Below are 19,280 nucleotides of genomic sequence, written 5' to 3' on the forward strand. Positions count from 1 at the left end.
GGTACCGGCTCAGTAGAACCACGCGCCGATGTCGCGAAACGCGCGTTTGCTCTGATCGCGCCTGTTGCCGTCCCGCGCCGCCGGGTCGTCGCCGATCGGCAGACTGAAGCCGAAAGGCTCGGCCGGCACGCCGCCGCGATCGCACCAATAGGCATCGAGGTCGGCCCTCATCATGCGGCGCCGCTTCAAGCGGCGGCGGTTGATGACGTGCTTGTCGTTCGAGACCGCAAAGACGTGGCCCGCGTGGCCTTCCGTCACCAGGCCATTGAGGACGAGCAGCGCCGCATCCTTCGGCCGGAGCCCGCCGAGATCGCGAGTTGCCGTGATCAGGGATCGCTTGGCCTCTTCGCCCTTCGGCCCCTGCATCCCGCCGATGGCGAGACTATAGGTGTCGCCTGCGCAACGCACGAAGATGAAGCCGACAGTGCAGAGCGCATAGCCATCGCTCTGCCGGCGCAGCCGGATCGCGAATGCCCCCTCATGGCGGGCCCCGCCATGGTCGGCCAGTTGCAGCTGGATGCGATAGTTCTCGCTGCGGCCGGAAACCGTGCCCATTTCCAGCGTGCTGCCGCGCCAAAGGGCCATCAGTGAACGGCGCGACAGGACCTCGCTTGCGACATCGAAGTGATTGAGCAGCAGGTCGAGCCTTGCTGTCGACGACGCGCCGTGCAGGAAGAATGTCGGGATCGACTTGCGCACGAGATCATCGTGCGGCAGACCCAGCCGGTAGCGTTCGGCGAATTCGCCTAGAAAGCCGATCCAGCGCGATGTCAGGAACGGATGGCGCGCAAACCGCATGGAAAATACGACGGCGCGCTTCAAGCTCACCCTCAGGCCGAGTTTGAGCACATGGCTGGTGATCGACGTCTCTCCCGAGCCTTCACCGACGACGGGCGCAGAAACCGGCCGGCCCGAAGGCGTCAGCTGTTCGCCGACGAATGCCTTGCCATCGACCGGCAACCGCAGATCCGCGCTGTATTCCTGACTGAATTCCAGGGACATGGTGCTATCCTTGAGAGCAAACGCTGTTGGCCGAAGGACTCGGCCGAGCTCAGGTTTGCCCGGGCACTGTCAAGGATTTGCGGAGAACCGGTGGGCAATTGCACGCCGATTCTAAGCGGGCGCGAGGGCGGCGAAGCCGCCGATGTTCCGATCGGGAAAAGCGGAAAATTGCTTGGCGCAACGGCTGTTGCGCCAATCGCTCACAGGGCGATTTCCCGCGGCAGGACGAGCGTGATCACGGCGCCGCCGCCGGCACGCGCGGAAAATTCCAGCCGTCCGCCATGCGCCTTGGCGATCGCCTGGACGACGGAAAGCCCAAGGCCCGTGCCGCCCGTCGCGCGCGACCGCGAGGCGTCGCCGCGCCAGAACAGGTCGATCGAATGGATCGAAACGTCGTCCGGAAGACCGGGACCACGGTCCAGCATCCGGATAAAAGCCTCGTCGGCACCCCGCCGCCCGGTCTCGCAGCGCAGGACACGGCCGTCTGCGGCGTAGCGTGTAGCGTTTTCGATCAGCGCCAGCAGCGCCTGGCGCAGACGCTGCGAATCGCCGGAGACCCGCACCGGCTCAAGCGCGACCTCCACCGACATGCCAACAGAGCCAAGCAGGGTGTTTGACGCACCAAGCACCTGGGTCGCCTCCACGGCGAGGTCCACCGTCTGACGCTGGGTGACCAGCTTCTGGCCGGCGGCGAGCGAAAGCGTACGCAGATCTTCAACCAGGGCGGAAAGCCCCTCCACCTGCAGCAGCAACTGCCGCACCCTTTCCGGCTCGAGAGGGAAAACACCGTCGGCCATTCCCTGAAGGTTGCCCTGCAGGATCGTCAGCGGCGTACGCAGTTCGTGCGCCACCGCCATCGTATTGAAGCGCAGCCGGTTCTCCATGTTTTCCAGTTCGGCTGCCAACTCATCGAAGGTCTTCACGAGCGTCGCCACCTCCTTGGCACCCTTGCGAAACGATCCGACGCGCACCGCGAAGTCGCCCGTCCTGAGGTCCTGCGTCGCCTGCGCCAGCACTTCCAGTGGTCGGCTGATCTTGCGCGCCAGCCAGTAGCCCACCAGCCCGCAGAAAGTGACTGCCGTCGCTCCGAAACCGAGGATGATCTTGTCCACCTCCCAGTTCGCCCAGTCTTCGAGTTCCGGCATCGTCGAAAGTAGCTTTTGCAGCGACTCCTGGCGCGGCAGCTTGCCGGCATTGATGTCCTTGTAAGCCTGAGCCGCCTCCGCAGGCATCCGCTCCAGCAGTCTCGCCTCCAGCCGCGGCTCCATAAATTCGACGCCGGCATAGATGATGAACACGCTGATGATGAGCAGCGCGATCGTCACGAGCGCGGTGAGAATGCCGAGCGGCAGGCGCGAGAGACCGATCTTCATCTGGGCTCCACGAAACGGTAGCCGACGCCGCGCACGGCACTGAAGAAGCCGCAGGCACCGAGATCTTCCAGCTTGCGCCTGAGATTGGCGATATGGGTATCGACCGTGCGGGCGAGCGCATCGCTGTCCGGCAGGCAGGCGTCGAGGATATCGGCGCGATCGAAGGCATGCGTCGGTCGGCGGATCATGTGGGCAAGGATGCGGAATTCGCTGAGCGTCAGCGGCACCGACTGGCGATTGCCGGCCCTTTCGACGAAGGCGACATGGGCATCGAGATCGACCTCGACACTCTCGAAGCGAAGCACGGTGGCGCCGGCGCCGTTGCGGGTACGGCGCAGCACCGCGTTGACGCGCGCCACCACCTCCTGCGGGTTGAACGGCTTGATCACGTAGTCATCGGCGCCGAGCCTCAGTCCGGTCAGCCGGTCGAGATCTTCTGCCAGTGCCGTGACCATGATAACCGGCGTATTCCCCTCGCGGCGAAGGCGGGCGAGAACCTCGAACCCATCGAGCTTCGGCATGCGAACGTCCAGCAGCACCAGGTCCGGCGACAGCACCGCATGGTGGGTCAGCGCCGTCTCGCCGTCGGCGGCACGCACCGTCCGGAAACCGTCGCGCACGAGATAGGCATCTAGGATCTGCGCAATCTCCGGCTCGTCCTCCGCCAGAAGGATGAGACCCTTATCGACCATGAACTAACTCCCTGGGTCTGATGTTGTGATCAGCAGCTTATGTGACGAATAAGCCCGCGTTGCAATTCGTCCGCGCGGCCCAATGGTCGCTTGATCGGCCCTCCGGATAGAGCTCCGTACAAATCTTCGCCGTTTCTTGACAATTGGCGACGGACGCGCCGCACAACCGACAAACCGGGCCTCTCCCCGCGGCCGAAATGCGGGGCAGAGTGCCGGAGACCTCCGTCCCGCATGTCGGTCGCGCTCGACCAGAAGCTGTATCGGCCAACCATTCGGTCTTGCGCATCAAGCGCTCCCAGTTCCTCGACGCAGCCTTGACAGAGCGGCGCAAGTGTCCGGCCCACACACAGACAACTTGCGAGCGACCGCATGCCCAGCCTTTATTCATCCACGGCGACCTCTTCAGACAGCGGCCGATGGTCGCGCGCCAATCCTCGTCTCTGGCCGGGGCAGGCGCGCGCGCGCCTGGAACACCGGCCAATCGCGGCCGCCGGCGCACTGACCATTTGCGCGGCCTTCGTCTTCATGGCCTTTCCCGGCATCGATCTTGCCGTCTCGCGCTGGGCCGCCTTCGCCACCGGCGACTTTCCGCTCTCGCGGGAGCCGGAGCTGCGGGCCCTTCGCGACTTCAACCGTATCTTGCCGGTTTTCATTCTGCCTTGCGTTCTGGCGCTTCTGGTTGCGCAGGCCATCGCACCCCGCCCATGGCTGCCCCGCCCGCACAAGGCACTGTTCTTCCTGACCTTCTTTGCGCTCGGACCTGGGCTCCTTATTCAGGCGCTGAAGCGGCTGATCGGACGGGCGCGCCCCCATGAGATCACCGATTTCGGCGGCAGCCTGCCGTTTACGCCGGCCTGGCAAGTGTCCGGCGCCTGCTCGCGCAGTTGCTCTTTTGCGTCGGGCGAATCCGCCACCGCGATCGCGCTCGTGGCGCTCGCACTGCTGTTACCGGTTCAATGGCGACGGGCGACAATCATCGCCCTCGTCCCCCTTGTCCTCGCCTTCTCGCTGAACCGGATCGTGTTCGGCGCGCATTATCTGTCCGATGTCGTTCTGGCGTGGTGCCTGATGCTGTGGCTGATGGCGTGGCTGTGGGCCGTATTTGCCGACAACGGCGAACGGATCGATGCCGCCGTTATGCGCCTTTCGCGCCGAAGCGCGCCATAGAGCGCCCGAGAAACCGGTATCGCTTCAGCGCGGAAAGACAAGTTCCACCGTCGTTCCGCGCCCAGGCTGCGAGAGAATGCGGGCATCGCCGCCGCTTTGCCGAACGAAGCCGTAGACGACGGCGAGGCCAAGTCCGGCACCGCCCTCCTGGTCACGGGTGGTGAAGTAGGGCTCGAACGCCTTGTCCACCGCCCCCGGCGACATGCCGATCCCCGCATCGGTCACCGAGACGACGACATCACTCTCGACGCAGCCGGCGCGGACGAGGATCGTGCCGCCGAGCGGCATCGCCGCGGCGGCATTGAGGCAAAGGTTGAGGATCGCCTGCTCGAAGAGCGCTGCATCGAGATTCACGTTGGGCAAGCCGTCCGCAATCTCGAAGGCGAGCCGGCATTTTTCGCCGACGGCGATTTCAAGCACGTCGGCCATGCCGCGCAGCACCGCGCCGATTTCGAGCGCGCCCGGCTGGAGTGGATGCTGGCTGCCGACAGACAGCATGCTCGAGGCCAGCGAACGCCCCCGGTCGGCCGCCTTGCGAATGCGGGCAATATGGCGTTTCTGCCGGTCGCTGAAGCCTGTCTCGCGCTCCAGCAGCCCCAGGCTGCCAGTGATGATGCCGATCATGTTGCCGACCTCATGGCTCACCTGGTGGGTCATCCTCATGATCCCGTCCAGCCGCTGCGCCTTCGCCGCCTCGGCCTCCTGCCGGTCGATCTCCGTCACGTCCCGCGCCAGCAGCACGATGCCCCGGTCCGGCTGCCGCGACAGGGAGACTTCGGTCACCCGGCCCATGTCGGAGCGATGGCGCAGCACCAACCGGTCGTCGAGCGATCCCGCGTCGCGATCGGCGGGCAAGAGGGTTGGATCGATCTCCGGCATTGGGCTCACGAACCGGCGCAGCGGCAGCTTCCGCGCCGAGCCTGGCCAGCCGACGAGCTCCATGACGCGACGATTCATCGTGATCGGTTTGCCGCCGGGATCGAAAAGCGCGATCCCTTCGTTCATGTTGCGGAAGGTCGAGCGAATGGTGCGCGCCGCCGCCTCGGCCGTCCGACGAAGCCGCGACACGCGCTCGACGCTTTCGCGGAAGGCGCTGAAGGCTTCAAGCAGCCGCAGGAACTCGGTCTCAGTCCCCTTGTAGCTCGGTGTATCGACGTCACGCCGCCCCTGGGCAAGCGCGTTCATGCCCTTGGAGAGCGACACGATCCCGCGCGACACCCGCATGACGGAGCGGATCGAGAAGATCGCCATGACGAGCACCAGCAGGGCGGAGACCGCGACGATGACGAGCAGTCGGCTCAGCGCATCAGAGGTCGAGGCGAGATCCTCGTTGAGCCCCCGGGCAACGGCCTCGCTTTGTGTTTCCGTGGCGTGCGAAAGATCGCGCGAGACCGTGTGCAGCCGCGCCACCGCGGCGCGGATGGCGAACATTTCCAGAAGATAGTGGGTCTGCGCCTCGAACACCCGTTCATAGGGCGTCAGCTCGGCTGCCGAAATCCGGCTATCCGGCCCGGCGGGCGCCAGCCGGGGCGTCGTTACGGCAACGTAGCGGCGGCGCAGTTCGCCAAGCTGGAACAGGCTGTCGGAATTGGATGCCGATTGCACGATCGCGTTGAGGCTCTGGCGAACCTCTGCGTCGGCTATGCCGTTGCCGGTGGCGATCTCTCCGAGCGCTGCTGCCGCATCGGCCTTGTACTGCTGGGCCGAATCCGCGTCGGCGGCGAGTGTCACAGTCTGTGTGCGGATCGCATCCAGCAACTCGACGATGTGCGCGCTGGCAAAGCCCTCGACCGCTGTCTTGCCGGTCTCCGGCGCCATGGTCTGAAGCAGGACGTCGACCTGCGCGACGACCGAGCGGCTTTCGCTCGACACCCGATAGGGCGAGGTTGCGTTCATCAGGAACGGCGCGCTGGACACGAGATCGGAAACCTGGCGCGAAACCAGTGAGGCCTTGGCAAGGCTCGAAAAGGCCTGCAGCCCGTAGGCCGCCATCTCGTCACGCGCCCGTTGCAGGCCGAACACGGCGACCGTTGCCAGGCTGAAAACGAGCACGCAGATGAAGACGATCGCAAACGGCAGGCGGAAGGCGATCGACGAAAGGAACGGGCGGCTGATCACGGCCGGGCCTCGTCGTCGTCGGTATCCAGCACATAACCCTTGCCGCGCCGCGTCTTGATGTGGCGCGGAAGGTCCGGATTGCGCTCGATCTTGCGCCGGAGCCGAAGCACGAGCACATCGACGTTGCGGTCGATATAGCGATCGCTTTCGGCGCCCAGCCGATCGAGGATATGGGCGCGGGTGACTGGCGTGTTCGGCGTTTCCGCGAGAATTTCCAGCAGAGCGAACTCGGCGCTGGTGAGCGAGCGGGTCGCATCGGAAAGGCAGACCGCGCGCCGGCTCTTGAGGTCGATCGACCAGTCGCCGAGTTTCAGCGCCGCGGGCTCGTGCTCGCGCTCGGTCTCCCGCTCCGGCTTCAGCGACGGGTAAGTCCGTCGAAGCACGGCCTTGATCCGGGCCGTCAGTTCGATCGGCTCGAACGGCTTGACGACATAATCGTCGGCGGCCGTCTCCAGTCCCAGCACCCGATCCGCGGCGCTGCCTGCCGCCGTTACCATGACGATGCCGATATTGGTGCGCGCCCGCAGCCGCTGGGCAAAGGTCCGGCCCGAGGCTCCAGGCAGGTTGTGGTCGACGAGCACCAGGTGCACCGTTTCCCGCTCGAGGACGACAGCGGCGGCCTCCGCCGATGGCGCCGTCAGCGGCATCCAGCCTTCGGCCTCCACCAGATCGGAAACAAGCTCCGCCATGTCCGGATCGTCTTCGACGATCAGAATCCGTATTCTCTCACTCAGCATGCACGTCCTCCCGCCGCCATCATAGGCGGGGCTGCCCCAATGATCAAAGCGGCTCGCGTTATCCGCATTGTCACATTTGTAATCTTTGTAATCTTGAAACGGCAAAGCCGCATCCGTGTTGTAAGAACGGTAACCATTCTGCGGGTTGCGACCCGCAGGGAATACCGACATCCTGATTGCGGAGATTGGGGCGGCAACGCTCCAAATGGGAGGACATCGTGAAAGGCATTACCGCTATCGGCGCGGGCGTGGCCCTATGGCTGTGCGCCGCCACGTCAGGCATGACGGCACCGGCGCTCACCGTGCTTTGCGGTGTCGACGAAGCGTGGTGCGCGACGATGAAGGCCGCTTTCGAGGCGAAGTCGGGCATCGAGGTCGCTATGACCCGAAAGAGCAACGGCGACATCCTCACCCAGATCCGGGCCGAAAAGGACACCCCTACCGTCGATGTGTGGTGGGGCGGGACAGGCGACACCCATCTGCAGGCGGGATCGGAGAACTTGCTCGAACCCTATCGGCCGGCGCATGAGCGCGACATGCTGCCCTGGGCGCAGAATTTCTTCGCCATCTCCGGCGGACGTTCGGCGGGCATTTATGCCGGAGCGCTTGGCTTTGCCTACAATGCCGACCTGCTGCATACGCTGAAATTGCCGGCCCCGACCTGCTGGAAGGATCTCGCCGACAACGCCTATCGCGGCCGTATCCGCAGCGGCAATCCGAACTCGTCGGGCACCGCCTTCACCACGCTTGCAACGCTGGTGCAGCTCTTCGGCGAGGATGAGGCCTTCCGGTTCATGGGCGCACTCAACCGCAACATAGACCAGTACACCACGGCCGGCTCGGCACCGGTCAAGGCGGCAGCACGCGGGGAAACCCTGATCGGCATCTCCTTCATGCATGACGCGGTCACGCAGAAGCAGGCGGGCTTCCCACTCGTCATCGTCGCGCCGTGCGAAGGGACCGGCTACGAAATCGGCGCCGTCAGCATCGTCAAGGGCGCGCGCCATCTCGAAAACGCGAAAAGCTTCGTCGATTTCGCGCTCACCCCGGAAGGCCAGGGTACGGGTGCAGCTGCCGGCCAGAACCAGGTCCCATCCAACGCCCGCGCGGAGTTGCCGCCTGGCGCACCGGACATATCGCTGATCAAGATGGTCGATTTCGACTTCGCCACCTTCGGCTCGCCGGAGGAACGAAGTCGATTGCTCAAACGGTTCGACGCGGAGATCGCCGCGACGAACTGAGCGCTTCGCAGAAGCGTAGCAAAATCCACAGCACCGAAATCGTGAACGTGCCGCCCGGCGGGCAGGCCGATGGCCGCGCCATGCCCGTTCGCGCCCAAGTTTCAAACAGGCAACAGGAGGATGCCCCAATGAAAACAACGACGCTTTCCCTCATGCTCTTTGCAGGCACGGCGCTTGCCGCCCTGCCCGCCCAGGCTGCCGGCAGCCTCAACCTCATCTGCTCCGCAGACGTGGTCATCTGCGAACAGATGACCGGCGACTTCCAGAAGGAAACCGGCATCAAGGTCAACATGGTTCGCCTGTCTTCGGGCGAAACCTACGCCAAGATCCGCGCCGAGGCGCGCAACCCGAAGACCGACATCTGGTGGGCGGGCACCGGCGACCCGCACCTGCAGGCAGCCTCCGACGGCCTGACGCTCGAATACAAGTCGCCGATGCTGGACCAGCTCCAGGATTGGGCGAAGAAGCAGGCTGAAGGCTCCGGCTATCGCACCGTCGGCGTTTATGCCGGCGCGCTCGGCTGGGGCTACAACACCGAGATCTTCCAGAAGAAGGGCCTGAAGGAGCCGAAGTGCTGGGCCGACCTGCTCGACGCCTCGCTGAAGGGCGAGATCCAGATGGCCAATCCGAACTCTTCCGGTACGGCCTATACCGCGCTTGCCTCACTGGTGCAGATCATGGGCGAGGACCAGGCCTTCGATTACCTCAAGAAGCTCAACGGCAACATCGCGCAGTACACCAAGTCCGGCTCAGCGCCGGTGAAGGCAGCCGCACGCGGCGAAGCCGGCCTCGGCATCGTTTTCATGCACGACGCCGTGGCACAGACTGCCGAAGGCTTCCCGATCAAGTCGATCGCGCCTTGCGAGGGCACCGGCTACGAGATCGGCTCGATGTCGATCATCCGCGGCGCCAAGAACCTGGACAATGCCAAGGCCTGGTACGACTGGGCGTTGAAGCCCGAGGTCCAGTCGCGCATGAAGGACGCCAAGTCCTTCCAGCTGCCGTCCAACAAGTCGGCCGAAGTGCCGAAGGAAGCACCGAAGTTCGAGGACATCAAGCTGATCGACTACGATTTCGCCACCTTCGGCGATGCCGAGAAACGCAAAGCCCTGCTCGAGCGCTGGGACCGCGAGGTCGGCGCGAGCGCCAACTGATCGCGGCCTGAACGGTTCGGCCGGGTGATTGATCCGGCCGGCACCGCCCAACGGTCCCAACCGTCGTTCATCGCTTCCGGCAGGCGCCGCGGCGATGCAATGTCACATCATCTTTCATTCCAAATTGCGCAAGGACCGTCATGGAACATCGCAACCGCAGGCTCGACCTCACGCTCGGGCTCGGACTGGCCGCCTTCTTGGCTGTCCCCTGGTATCGTATCGAAGGCGGCTTCTTCGGGCTCGGCTGGCTTGCCGATTTCCCCGGGGATTTAGCCGTTGCCCCCGGCCTGATGCAGATTTTCGCCCATGATAAGCCGTGGCTGATCGTGGCGCTGGCGCTGCTCGGCATCTGCGTCGCAGCGCGTTTCGTCCGCGATCCCGCGCGTCGAGGGCTTCTGCTTGCCGTCGCCGGCGCAGCGGGGGTTCTGTATCTCGCTCTCCAGGGGCTGGCGATCGGCTTTTCCGGCTGGACCTGGACGATCAGCGAGACCCTGTTCGGCACGCTTTCCGACGGTCAGCCGTCAATGGGCGCCGGCGCCGTGCTTATGGCACTCACCTTCGTTCTTCTGTTCGCCTTCGGGCTGGCCGAGCGCGGCGTGCTCAAGGGCGACGCCTTCATCGTCGCGGCGATTTCCCTGCTCGTGACCCTCGTCATCGTCTTCGTCTTCTATCCGGTCGGCAGCATGTTCGCGGCGTCGGTTCAGGATTTCGACGGCTCGTTCAAACCGGATGGTTTCATCCGCAATATCCAGGACGCCTCGATCTGGAGCCTGAGCTGTGTCGTCGGCGAAGGCCGCTGCGGCGTCGCCTGGCGCACCCTATGGCTGGCGCTGATGACGGCGTCCGGCTCGACGCTGCTTGGCCTTGCCTTCGCGCTTGTCGCCACCCGCACCCGCTTCCCCTTCAAGAAGGGCATGCGGCTCTTGACGGTGTTGCCGATCATCACGCCGCCCTTCGTCATCGGCCTGGCGTTGACGCTGCTCTTCGGCCGCGCCGGGGTCGTTACCGAATTTCTCTCGGATGCCTTCGGCGTCGAACCGGGGCGCTGGCTCTATGGCCTTACCGGCATCTGGATCGCGCAGGTCCTCTCCTTCACCCCGATTTCGTTCCTCGTGCTGATCGGCGTCGTCGAAGGGGTCAGCCCTTCGATGGAAGAGGCGTCGCAGACGTTGCGCGCCGATCGCTGGCGCACCTTCTGGACCGTCTCTCTGCCGCTGATGAAGCCGGGCCTGGCGAACGCCTTCCTCATCGGCTTCATCGAAAGCATGGCCGACTTCGGCAATCCGCTGGTGCTCGGCGGCAGCCATGGCGTGCTCTCGACCGAAATCTTCTTCGCCGTCGTCGGCGCGCAGAACGATCCGTCCCGTGCGGCCGTACTCGCCATCATCCTTCTCTGCTTCACGCTCACGGCCTTCGTGGCGCAACGCTACTGGCTCGCCGGCAAGAACTATTCGACCGTGACCGGCAAGGGCGATTCCGGTGCCCACAGTGCATTGCCACGCTCGATCTCGATCGGCGTTCACGCCATCGTCATTCCCTGGATGATCTTCACCGTCGTCGTTTACAGCATGATCCTCTTCGGCGGCTTCGTGAAGACCTGGGGTCTCGACAACTCGCTGACGCTCGACCACTACGCCAAGGCCTTCTCGATCTCGTTTGCCGACGGCGCAATCGCCTGGACGGGTGTTGCCTGGAACTCCTTCTGGACGACCATGGAGATCTCGCTGATCGCAGCACCACTGACGGCTATGGTCGGGTTGCTGACGGCCTATCTGATCGTGCGCCAGCGTTTCGCCGGCCGTGATGTCTTCGAGTTCGCGCTGATGCTGAGCTTTGCTATCCCCGGCACCGTCATCGGCATCAGCTACATCATCGCCTTCAACCTGCCGCCGCTCGAAATGACCGGCACGGCGCTGATCCTCGTCGCCTGCTTCGTCTTCCGCAACATGCCGGTCGGCGTGCGCGGCGGCATTGCGGCGATGAGCCAGCTCGACAAGAGCCTCGACGAGGCGTCGCTGACGCTTCGGGCAACGAGCTTCCGCACGTTGCGCAAGGTCATCCTGCCCTTGCTGCGTCCGGCGATCGTCGCGGCACTCGTCTATTCCTTCGTCCGGGCGATCACCTCGATCAGCGCCGTCGTCTTCCTCGTCAGCGCCGAGTACAACATGGCCACCGCCTACATCGTCGGCCTTGTCGAAAACGGCGAGTTCGGCGTGGCGATCGCCTACTCCTCGGCCCTCATCCTGGTGATGATCACCGTCATCACCGGCCTGCAACTCCTCGTCGGCGAACGCAAGCTGAGGCGCGAGAACCGCGTCCTCGGCGCCGCTCCGGTCCGTTCGTCCAACACCATCTCCCAGGAGAAAACCGCATGAGCACCTCCATGAGCACCCCGCGCACCGGCTCGGTCGTCTTCCAGAACGTGCGCAAGCAGTTCGGCAGCTTCACCGCCATCCACGACCTGTCGCTCACCATCGAGCCGGGCACGCTGGTGACCCTGCTTGGCCCCTCCGGCTGCGGCAAGACGACGACGCTGCGTATGCTGGCCGGCCTCGAACACCCTTCCGCCGGCCGGATCCTGATCGGCGGCAAGGACGTGACCATGCTGCCGGCCAACGAGCGCGACGTGTCGATGGTCTTCCAGTCCTATGCGCTCTTCCCGCACATGTCGGCGCTCGACAATGTCGCCTACGGCCTCGAATCCTCGGGAATCAAGAAGAAGGAAGCGCGTGAGCGCGCCGAAGAAGGCCTGCAGCTCGTCGGCCTCGGCGGCCTCGGCCAGCGGCTTCCGGCCGAACTTTCGGGCGGCCAGCAGCAACGCGTCGCCGTTGCCCGCGCGCTCGTGCTCGAACCGCAGGTGTTGCTGCTCGACGAACCGCTGTCCAACCTCGACGCGCGACTGCGCCGCAAGGTGCGCACAGAAATCCGCGAGTTGCAGCAGCGCCTCGGGTTCACCGCCGTCTACGTCACCCACGACCAGGACGAGGCGCTTGCCGTTTCCGACCGCATCATCGTCATGAAAGATGGCGCGATCGCGCAGCAAGGTGCGCCGCGCGACCTCTATGAAGCGCCGGCCTCCACCTTCATCGCCGACTTCATGGGCGAGGCCAATGTGCTGCCCTGCGAGGTGACCGCGACCGACGCCGGCCTGGCGACGATCCGCATCGGCGGATTTGAGCACCGCCTGCCCTCCAAGGGCACCCGGACGGGTCCGTCGAAACTCGCCGTACGGCCCAACGCGGTAACGCTGACGCCAGCCAAGGGTGCGGCCCTTTCAGGCACGATCAGCAGCGCCGCCTATCTCGGCGGCCACGTCGAATACGAGGTCGAAACGCCGGCGGGTCTCCTCTTTGTTGTCGATCAGGCGGTGGAGGAAATGCTATCTCCGGCAACGGAGGTCGCGATCGGTTTCCGCAGCCGCGGCCTCGCTTTGATTGACGCATGACTTTTCACAACTGGATACGAGAAGGACACTTGCATGACTGCTGAAATTGCCGGCCTCGATGCCCGGTTCGCGCTTGCTAAATCCATGGCCGAGGAGGCCGGCCAGCTCGCCTACGATTACTTCCTGAAGCGGGAAACACTCGTCATCGAAACCAAGCGTGACGCCCACGACGTCGTGTCGATCGCCGACCGCAACGTCGAGACGTTGATCCGCGACAAGATCGCCGCCGCGTTTCCGGACGATGGCGTGCTCGGAGAGGAGCATGGACTTCTCGACGGCACATCCGGCTTCACCTGGGTGCTCGATCCGATCGACGGCACCACGCCCTTCGTCAACGGCATGCCAAACTGGTGCGTCTCGATTGCGGTGGTCTATGCGGAGAAACCCGTTATCGGCGTGATCCACTCGCCCTGCCACCAGGAAATCTATGCCGCTGCAACCGGCCGGGGCGCGACGCTGAACGGCAAGCCGCTTCGTCTCGACGGCACGCGCACGATCCGCAACGCCGTCACCGGGCTTGGCGCCAACGATCAGGTGAAACCTGGCGAGATGGGTGCCATCGTCGAGCGCCTGCTCTCGAATGGCGGCAACTTCATGCGCAACGGTTCCGGCGCACTGATGATCGCCTATGTGGCGGCAGGTCGCCTCGTCGGTTATTACGAACCCTACATGCATGCCTGGGACTGCCTTGGCGGCTATTGCCTGGTGACCGAAGCCGGCGGCTGGACGCTGCCTTTCCCCGCGCGGGGCGAGGCGCTGACGCATTGGGCGCCGGTGTTGGCCGCAGCCCCCAGCGCCGTCGATGACCTGCTGAAGGTCGCCCAGCTTGACCGGGCAGCAGCTTGATCACTCTTGCGCCGAGCCGGTGGGTTTGTCGGGCTTGAATCCCAGCAGACCACCGAGTTCCATCGGGAACGGGAAGATCACGGTCGAGTTCTTCTCGCCGGCAATGACGTTCAAGGTGCTCAGATAGCGCAACTGCATGGCCTGAGGCTGCCGGGCGAGGATCTCGGCGGCCTCGAGCAACTTGGCCGCGGCCTGCTGCTCACCCTCGGCATTGATCACCTTGGCGCGCCGCTCGCGTTCGGCCTCCGCCTGACGGGCAATCGCCCGAACCATGGCCTCGTTGATGTCGACATGCTTGATCTCGACGGTCGCCACCTTGATGCCCCAGGCATCCGTCTGGCTGTCGAGGATCTTCTGGATATCGTCGTTCAGCCGATCACGCTCGGCCAGCATCTCGTCGAGATCATGTTTGCCAAGCACGGACCGCAGGGTCGTCTGCGCCAGCTGGCTCGTCGCCATCATGAAGTCCTCGACCTGGATCGTCGATTTCTCGGCGTCGATCACCCGGAAATAGATCACGGCGCTGACCCGAACGGAAACGTTGTCATGAGAGATGACGTCCTGGCTCGGCACGTCCAGCACCCGGGTTCTGAGATCGACCCGCACCATCTGCTGCACATAGGGCACAAGCAGGATCAGCCCCGGCCCCTTGACGCCGGTGAACCGGCCGAGGGTGAAGATCACGCCCCGTTCATATTCACGCAGGATCCGGATCGAATAGGCGATGACGAGAATGACGAGCACCAGCAACGCAGCAAAAGGAGCAAGGCTCCCGAACATGTCCATGACCATTCCTCCATTCCGGGCGCCTTCACCGCGCCCTCACCCGATCCGCGGGCGCTATGTCTTTGGTCCGTCGCGGATCACTTCGAGCGTCAGTCCGTTCCGCCCGATGACCTTCACGTTCTCGCCCCTCGACAGCGTCTCCGTGCTGACGGCCTGCCAGCGCTCGCCATGGGCGATGACGTAACCGGCCGCGCCGGTCCAATTTTCGACCGTGCCGGCAAGGCCGATCATCTGTTCGCTGCCGGTCACCACCGCGTGGCGGCTCGAACTGAAGGCGAGCCGAGCGACCAGAAGGCTAAAACCGAGGCTTGCAACCGCAAGCGCCGCCAGCACGGACCAGGAAACCCCAAAACCCGGCGTATCCGTATCGAAGAGAATGGCCGCGCCCAGAACCAGTGCAAAACTGCCGCCGGCGCCGAGCACGCCGAAGGATGGCGAATGCGCCTCGGCGACCATCAATCCGATCCCGAGCATGATCAGCCCTATGCCGGCATAACTGACGGGCAGCACCGAAAGCGCATAGAGCCCGAGCAACAGGCAGATGCCGCCGATCGTTCCCGGCGCCACCGACCCCGGCGACAGGAACTCGAAGATCAAGCCGTAGATGCCGATCATCATCAGGACGACCGCGATATTGGGATCAGTGACCACTGAAAGCAGCCGGGTGCGCCAGTCGGGCACGAAGTCCTCGGTCGTAAGACCTGCGGTATCGAGCACGATCTCTCGCTGCCCCACGCGCACCGTCCGCCCGTTCGCCTGCTTCAGGAGATCGGCAACGTCGGTCGCGGTGAAATCGACGGCCTTTTCCCGGACGGCGGCCTCGGCCGAGAGGCTTGCAGCCTCTCGCACCGCCTTTTCGCCCCAGTCGGCATTGCGCCCGCGCAACTCCGCCAGCCCGCGGATATAGGCCACGGCATCGTTGACCATTTTTGCCTCGCCCGGGCTCTGCGCCGCCGGCTGTTTGTCGCCGTCCTTACCCTCACCGAACATGTCGCCACCGATCGCAATCGGCGTCGCGGCGCCGAGGTTCGTTCCCGGCGCCATCGCCGCAATGTGGCTGGCATAAAGGATGTAAGTGCCGGCGCTCGCCGCCCGCGCGCCGCTCGGCGCAACGTAGGTTGCGACGGGTATGGGCGAGCCAAGGATCGCGCGGATAATCTCGCGCATCGAGGTGTCGAGGCCGCCGGGCGTATCCACCTGCAGGACCACCAGCGGCAGGCGGTGCTCTTCCGCCTTCGTCAGGCCACGCCTGACATATTCGGCGGTCGCCGGACCGATGGCGCCGTTGACATGCAGCACCAAGGCGACCCGATCGTTTTCGGCCCGCGACGAAGCTGGAAACGCGAAGGACAAGATCAACAAAAACAACAGCGTGAGGGTTCGCAACATCCGTCGTCAGAACCTCGCATGCTCGACACCTGCGAAGAGGGCCACGCGCCGCATGATAGCACAACACAAGGTTAGCACGAAGCGAAGGCCTCTACTGCGCCAGCGGGTCCGCACGTCAGAGCACAGGACGCCGGCGGCCTCTCGGCTGCGACGGGATGACAACGGCGGCGATCGGCGGTATCTGCTAGATGTTCATTTGAGCGGCAACGCTTCGCCGCCAATTCGAGGCTGCCTTCGTGGCGCCTTCCGGTTTCAGCAGAACAGGATTTTTGGGTTTGGAGACGACCCTCTACCAACCGATCAAGAGCTTCCTCGAAACCCGCGGCTACAGCGTCAAGGGCGAGATCGGCGGCTGCGATATCGTCGCGCTCAGCGACGACGAACCGCCGCTGGTGGTCGTGTGCGAACTGAAGCTGAGCTTCAACCTCGAATTGATCCTGCAGGCGGTCGATCGCGCCACCGCGGGCGACGAGGTGTGGGTCGCCGCCCGTGTTTCGGCCAAGGGCAAGGGGCGGGAGAGTGACCGGCGTTTCCGCGATCTCTGCCGCCGGCTCGGCTTCGGGATGCTGGCGGTCGCCGACAATGGCATGGTCGATGTTATTCTCGCGGCTTCCGCGGTGATGCCGCGCAAGAACAACAGGAAAAGAGCGCGCCTGATCAGCGAGCATCGCCGCCGCAAGGGCGATCCGACCGCGGGTGGCGCCACGCGCACACCGATCATGACCGCGTATCGGCAGCAGGCGCTCGCCTGCGCTGCCGCCCTGCAAGTCGGCCAGCAGCGCCCGCGCGATCTGCGCCCGGTAGCACCCGATGCCGCCAAAATCCTGCTCAGCAACGTCTATGGCTGGTTCGAGCGGGTCGACCGCGGCATCTACGCGCTGTCGGAACAGGGCGCCGAAGCACTTCGCCGCTGGCCTCCGCTCGAGACCGCAACGGTCGTGATCGCCGAGGCATCCGAAGCATGACACAGCCTGGAGCCCTCCGGTGAACCCCGCGCTTCGCCTTCTCTATCTTTGCCTCGCATGGCTGATGGTCGGCCTCGGCGTCATCGGCGCCTTTCTTCCGATCCTGCCGACGACGCCGTTCCTGTTGCTGGCAGCCGGGCTCTTTGCCCGCGCCTCGCCCCGGCTGGAGCAATGGCTGCTCAACCACCGGGTCTTCGGGGCCCCACTTCGGCTGTGGCGCGAAAAGGGGGCGATATCCCGGCGGGCCAAGACCGGTGCGGTCAGCCTGATGGCCGCCAGCTTCGGCCTCTTCCTTTTCTTCGGCAATCCGAGCCTCTCGCTCGCCGCTATCGTCGCAGCCGCAATGGCGCTTCCCGCGCTTTTCATCCTGACGCGTCCAGCGGAGTAGCCGGTCGGCACGGCCAACGAACCAGGCCGGTGCAAACGGGAAACGATACTTTTCCTCTCAAGAAATACTTGATTGCGCGCGAAAAGGTCGAAATATTCTCCGGGCGCACACGCTATAAGCGTATACATCCATACTTAGTGTTTTTGTAAATCAAAATATACTTCGAACAACTCAAGAACAAAGTTGTACAAATGTGCAATTTCCGCGGCCGCGCACCGGCTCGCTCTCTTGCTCGACCGTTGTTCCGCATCCACGCAATGCACGATCGCGTGAATTTATGCATCGCGAACGGCCGTGGAAACGTTTCATCGGCTCACATAGGCACCTGCTGAACGCAGATAGACCCCCAAAACTGACGATTGGCGATTGACAAGCCGGTCCGGTTGGCTCCATCTATTGCATTACAAAGGCAGCAATTCCTTAATAAAGGAATATGTGGAGGAGCATATGCCTGACATGCTGGTGAGCTTGTATTCGCCGATCCTCGGTGAACTCAAGCGCAGAACAAAAACCGACAAGGTGACGATCCGTCCCGCCTTGCCGCCGGAAATGGGCCTGGTCGTCGGCTGGGTTCGGGAGAATTTTAGCGAGAACTGGGCGAGCGAGGTGACTGTCGCCTTCACGCGCAGGCCCGTCGCCTGTCTTATCGCGGTTGACGACGGCAAGCTCGTCGGCTTCGCCTGCTACGACACGACCGCTCCCGGCTTCTTCGGCCCGACTGGCGTCGATCCCGTCGCCCGCGGCAAGGGCATCGGCGTCGCCCTGCTTTCCGACTGCCTCGACACCATGAAGACGCTTGGCCACGCCTATGCCTTCATCGGCGACGCCGGCCCGGTCGATTTCTACGCAAAGACCGTGGGCGCCGTGCCGATCCCCGCCCCCGACAAGGGGATCTACCAGGGCATGCTGCGCCGCCCCTCCAAATAATTCCAATCTCGGAGCCTCTGAATGTCCTCGACACCCCTCGCCCTTTTTGTCGGTCTTCCGAACCCTACGCTTTCGGAGGACGAGTTCGCCCTGTTTCGCGAAACCAACCCGCTCGGTCTCTTCGTTGGCCGCCGTAACCTGCGTGATCCGCAGCAGGCAAAGGCTCTGATCGAACGCTTCCGCGAAGCCGTCGGCCGCGAAGACGCTCCCGTCTTCACCGACCAGGAAGGCGGACGCGTTCAGCATCTCGACGCCGGCCCCTGGCCGCTGTTCCGCTCCTTCGGCGAATTTGCCGAACTCGCCCGCCGTGACTTTGCCCTCGGCAAGAAGGCCCTGCGCCTGTCAAGCCAGGCCATGGGCACGATGATGACCGATCTTGGCCTGACGAGCGGCTGCTCGCCGGTGCTCGACCTCGTCTTCTCGACGACGAGCTCCGTCATTGGCGCCCGCGCCTTCGGCGCCGACCCGGACTTCATCGCCGCACTCGGCCGCGAAGTGGTCGACGGCCTGCTCGAGACCGGCAACATGCCGATCATGAAGCACATTCCCGGCCATGGCCGCGCGACGCTCGATTCGCACAAGGAGCGCCCGGTCGTCGACGCCTCGCGTGAATTGCTGACGTCCACCGATTTCAAGCCCTTCGTCGCCCTGCGCGACACGCCCTGGGCCATGGTCGCCCACGTCGTTTACTCGGCCTTCGACAAGGAACTGCCGGCGTCCATCTCGCCGATCATGCACGACGTCATCCGCAAAAACATGGGCTATGACGGCGTCCTCATCTCCGACTGCATCTTCATGGAATCGCTGCGCGGCACCCTGCCGGAGCGTGTTCGCCAGGTGCTCGATGCCGGCTTCGACATCGCGCTCCACAGCCATGGTGATCTCGCCGAAAGCGAAGCGGCAGCCAAGGCGGCAAGCCCGCTGACCGCCGCCGCGCAGAAACGCATCGACGCCGCCAACGCCCGGCTCGGCACGCTCAAGGTCGATGTGCGCGCCGTGCATGCGGAAGTCGAGGACATGTTCAACAGCGCCCTCGTGGCCTGACCGAAA

At 64.3% G+C, this 19,280-nt stretch carries 17 protein-coding genes; 10 read left to right on the forward strand and 7 right to left on the reverse strand.

What is annotated here, in order from left to right:
• Positions 1-9 precede the first annotated feature (9 nt).
• The 3 genes from IB279_RS33380 to IB279_RS33390 all read right to left on the reverse strand — a co-directional run bounded on the left by IB279_RS33380 (position 10) and on the right by IB279_RS33390 (position 3,067).
• Positions 10-1,002, reverse strand: a complete 993-nt coding sequence (locus IB279_RS33380) for a DUF535 family protein (RefSeq protein ID WP_051659181.1) — start codon at positions 1,000-1,002, stop codon at positions 10-12.
• Between the two features lie 200 nt (positions 1,003-1,202).
• Entirely contained in the window at positions 1,203-2,375 is a 1,173-nt protein-coding gene (locus IB279_RS33385; RefSeq protein WP_034790027.1) for an ATP-binding protein, read from the reverse strand.
• Positions 2,372-3,067, reverse strand: coding sequence for a response regulator (locus tag IB279_RS33390; protein ID WP_060643952.1), 696 nt, complete (start codon positions 3,065-3,067; stop codon positions 2,372-2,374). The genes IB279_RS33385 and IB279_RS33390 overlap by 4 nt, the downstream gene beginning before the upstream one ends.
• 369 nt (positions 3,068-3,436) lie before the next feature.
• Between IB279_RS33390 and IB279_RS33395 the strand changes: the two genes are divergently transcribed.
• Complete coding sequence (locus IB279_RS33395) at positions 3,437-4,234, forward strand: phosphatase PAP2 family protein (protein ID WP_051659182.1); 798 nt, start codon at positions 3,437-3,439, stop codon at positions 4,232-4,234.
• A 24-nt stretch (positions 4,235-4,258) separates the two neighbouring features.
• On the opposite strand, the gene IB279_RS33400 is transcribed toward IB279_RS33395, so the two are convergent.
• Positions 4,259-6,352 carry a nitrogen regulation protein NR(II) gene (locus IB279_RS33400; RefSeq protein WP_060519911.1) on the reverse strand — a complete coding sequence of 698 codons (2,094 nt, stop codon included), beginning with the start codon at positions 6,350-6,352 and terminating at the stop codon, positions 4,259-4,261.
• Positions 6,349-7,089 carry a response regulator gene (locus IB279_RS33405; protein WP_034790032.1) on the reverse strand — a complete coding sequence of 247 codons (741 nt, stop codon included), beginning with the start codon at positions 7,087-7,089 and terminating at the stop codon, positions 6,349-6,351. The genes IB279_RS33400 and IB279_RS33405 overlap by 4 nt, the downstream gene beginning before the upstream one ends.
• Before the next feature lie 218 nt (positions 7,090-7,307).
• On the opposite strand from IB279_RS33405, the gene IB279_RS33410 reads away from it, so the two are divergent.
• From IB279_RS33410 to IB279_RS33430, 5 genes are all read left to right on the forward strand, one after another.
• Positions 7,308-8,330: an ABC transporter substrate-binding protein gene (locus tag IB279_RS33410; RefSeq protein ID WP_234798799.1), complete on the forward strand. Its 1,023-nt coding sequence runs from the start codon at positions 7,308-7,310 to the stop codon at positions 8,328-8,330.
• 128 nt (positions 8,331-8,458) lie between these two features.
• On the forward strand, positions 8,459-9,484 hold the full coding sequence (locus IB279_RS33415) for an ABC transporter substrate-binding protein (RefSeq protein WP_034790034.1): 1,026 nt from the start codon (positions 8,459-8,461) through the stop codon (positions 9,482-9,484).
• 140 nt (positions 9,485-9,624) lie between these two features.
• Positions 9,625-11,859: an iron ABC transporter permease gene (locus IB279_RS33420; RefSeq protein WP_034790035.1), complete on the forward strand. Its 2,235-nt coding sequence runs from the start codon at positions 9,625-9,627 to the stop codon at positions 11,857-11,859.
• 8 nt (positions 11,860-11,867) lie between these two features.
• Positions 11,868-12,929 carry an ABC transporter ATP-binding protein gene (locus IB279_RS33425; RefSeq protein WP_034790301.1) on the forward strand — a complete coding sequence of 354 codons (1,062 nt, stop codon included), beginning with the start codon at positions 11,868-11,870 and terminating at the stop codon, positions 12,927-12,929.
• A gap of 33 nt (positions 12,930-12,962) precedes the next feature.
• Positions 12,963-13,775 carry an inositol monophosphatase family protein gene (locus IB279_RS33430; protein WP_034790037.1) on the forward strand — a complete coding sequence of 271 codons (813 nt, stop codon included), beginning with the start codon at positions 12,963-12,965 and terminating at the stop codon, positions 13,773-13,775.
• Here the strand turns inward: IB279_RS33430 and IB279_RS33435 are convergent, their stop codons facing one another.
• Together IB279_RS33435 and IB279_RS33440 are read right to left on the reverse strand one after the other, a co-directional pair.
• Complete coding sequence (locus IB279_RS33435; protein ID WP_192340629.1) at positions 13,776-14,561, reverse strand: slipin family protein; 786 nt, start codon at positions 14,559-14,561, stop codon at positions 13,776-13,778. It abuts the gene before it with no gap.
• A gap of 54 nt (positions 14,562-14,615) precedes the next feature.
• Positions 14,616-15,950 carry a nodulation protein NfeD gene (locus IB279_RS33440; protein ID WP_192340631.1) on the reverse strand — a complete coding sequence of 445 codons (1,335 nt, stop codon included), beginning with the start codon at positions 15,948-15,950 and terminating at the stop codon, positions 14,616-14,618.
• Positions 15,951-16,225: 275 nt separating this feature from the next.
• On the opposite strand from IB279_RS33440, the gene IB279_RS33445 reads away from it, so the two are divergent.
• From IB279_RS33445 to IB279_RS33460, 4 genes are all read left to right on the forward strand, one after another.
• On the forward strand, positions 16,226-16,915 hold the full coding sequence (locus tag IB279_RS33445) for a DUF2161 domain-containing phosphodiesterase (RefSeq protein ID WP_060519920.1): 690 nt from the start codon (positions 16,226-16,228) through the stop codon (positions 16,913-16,915).
• A 19-nt stretch (positions 16,916-16,934) separates the two neighbouring features.
• Positions 16,935-17,303, forward strand: a complete 369-nt coding sequence (locus tag IB279_RS33450) for a YbaN family protein (RefSeq protein ID WP_082572828.1) — start codon at positions 16,935-16,937, stop codon at positions 17,301-17,303.
• A 447-nt stretch (positions 17,304-17,750) separates the two neighbouring features.
• Positions 17,751-18,230 carry a GNAT family N-acetyltransferase gene (locus IB279_RS33455; protein WP_034790046.1) on the forward strand — a complete coding sequence of 160 codons (480 nt, stop codon included), beginning with the start codon at positions 17,751-17,753 and terminating at the stop codon, positions 18,228-18,230.
• Between the two features lie 21 nt (positions 18,231-18,251).
• Positions 18,252-19,274 carry a glycoside hydrolase family 3 protein gene (locus IB279_RS33460; RefSeq protein ID WP_192340633.1) on the forward strand — a complete coding sequence of 341 codons (1,023 nt, stop codon included), beginning with the start codon at positions 18,252-18,254 and terminating at the stop codon, positions 19,272-19,274.
• The last annotated feature ends 6 nt before the right edge of the window (positions 19,275-19,280 follow it).

Source organism: Ensifer sp. ENS06 (assembly GCF_014852205.1).
Classification (GTDB): Bacteria; Pseudomonadota; Alphaproteobacteria; order Rhizobiales; family Rhizobiaceae; genus Ensifer; species Ensifer adhaerens.

What these genes read in the sequence shown, in the direction of transcription:
- IB279_RS33380 (WP_051659181.1), bottom strand. Translation starts at nt 1,002, where the DNA reads ATGTCCCTGGAATTCAGTCAGGAATACAGCGCGGATCTGCGGTTGCCG.
- IB279_RS33430 (WP_034790037.1), top strand. Translation starts at nt 12,963, where the DNA reads ATGACTGCTGAAATTGCCGGCCTCGATGCCCGGTTCGCGCTTGCTAAA.
- IB279_RS33395 (WP_051659182.1), top strand. Translation starts at nt 3,437, where the DNA reads ATGCCCAGCCTTTATTCATCCACGGCGACCTCTTCAGACAGCGGCCGA.
- IB279_RS33415 (WP_034790034.1), top strand. Translation starts at nt 8,459, where the DNA reads ATGAAAACAACGACGCTTTCCCTCATGCTCTTTGCAGGCACGGCGCTT.
- IB279_RS33460 (WP_192340633.1), top strand. Translation starts at nt 18,252, where the DNA reads ATGTCCTCGACACCCCTCGCCCTTTTTGTCGGTCTTCCGAACCCTACG.
- IB279_RS33435 (WP_192340629.1), bottom strand. Translation starts at nt 14,561, where the DNA reads ATGGACATGTTCGGGAGCCTTGCTCCTTTTGCTGCGTTGCTGGTGCTC.
- IB279_RS33385 (WP_034790027.1), bottom strand. Translation starts at nt 2,375, where the DNA reads ATGAAGATCGGTCTCTCGCGCCTGCCGCTCGGCATTCTCACCGCGCTC.
- IB279_RS33455 (WP_034790046.1), top strand. Translation starts at nt 17,751, where the DNA reads ATGCCTGACATGCTGGTGAGCTTGTATTCGCCGATCCTCGGTGAACTC.
- IB279_RS33390 (WP_060643952.1), bottom strand. Translation starts at nt 3,067, where the DNA reads ATGGTCGATAAGGGTCTCATCCTTCTGGCGGAGGACGAGCCGGAGATT.
- IB279_RS33440 (WP_192340631.1), bottom strand. Translation starts at nt 15,950, where the DNA reads ATGTTGCGAACCCTCACGCTGTTGTTTTTGTTGATCTTGTCCTTCGCG.
- IB279_RS33405 (WP_034790032.1), bottom strand. Translation starts at nt 7,089, where the DNA reads ATGCTGAGTGAGAGAATACGGATTCTGATCGTCGAAGACGATCCGGAC.
- IB279_RS33425 (WP_034790301.1), top strand. Translation starts at nt 11,868, where the DNA reads ATGAGCACCCCGCGCACCGGCTCGGTCGTCTTCCAGAACGTGCGCAAG.
- IB279_RS33420 (WP_034790035.1), top strand. Translation starts at nt 9,625, where the DNA reads ATGGAACATCGCAACCGCAGGCTCGACCTCACGCTCGGGCTCGGACTG.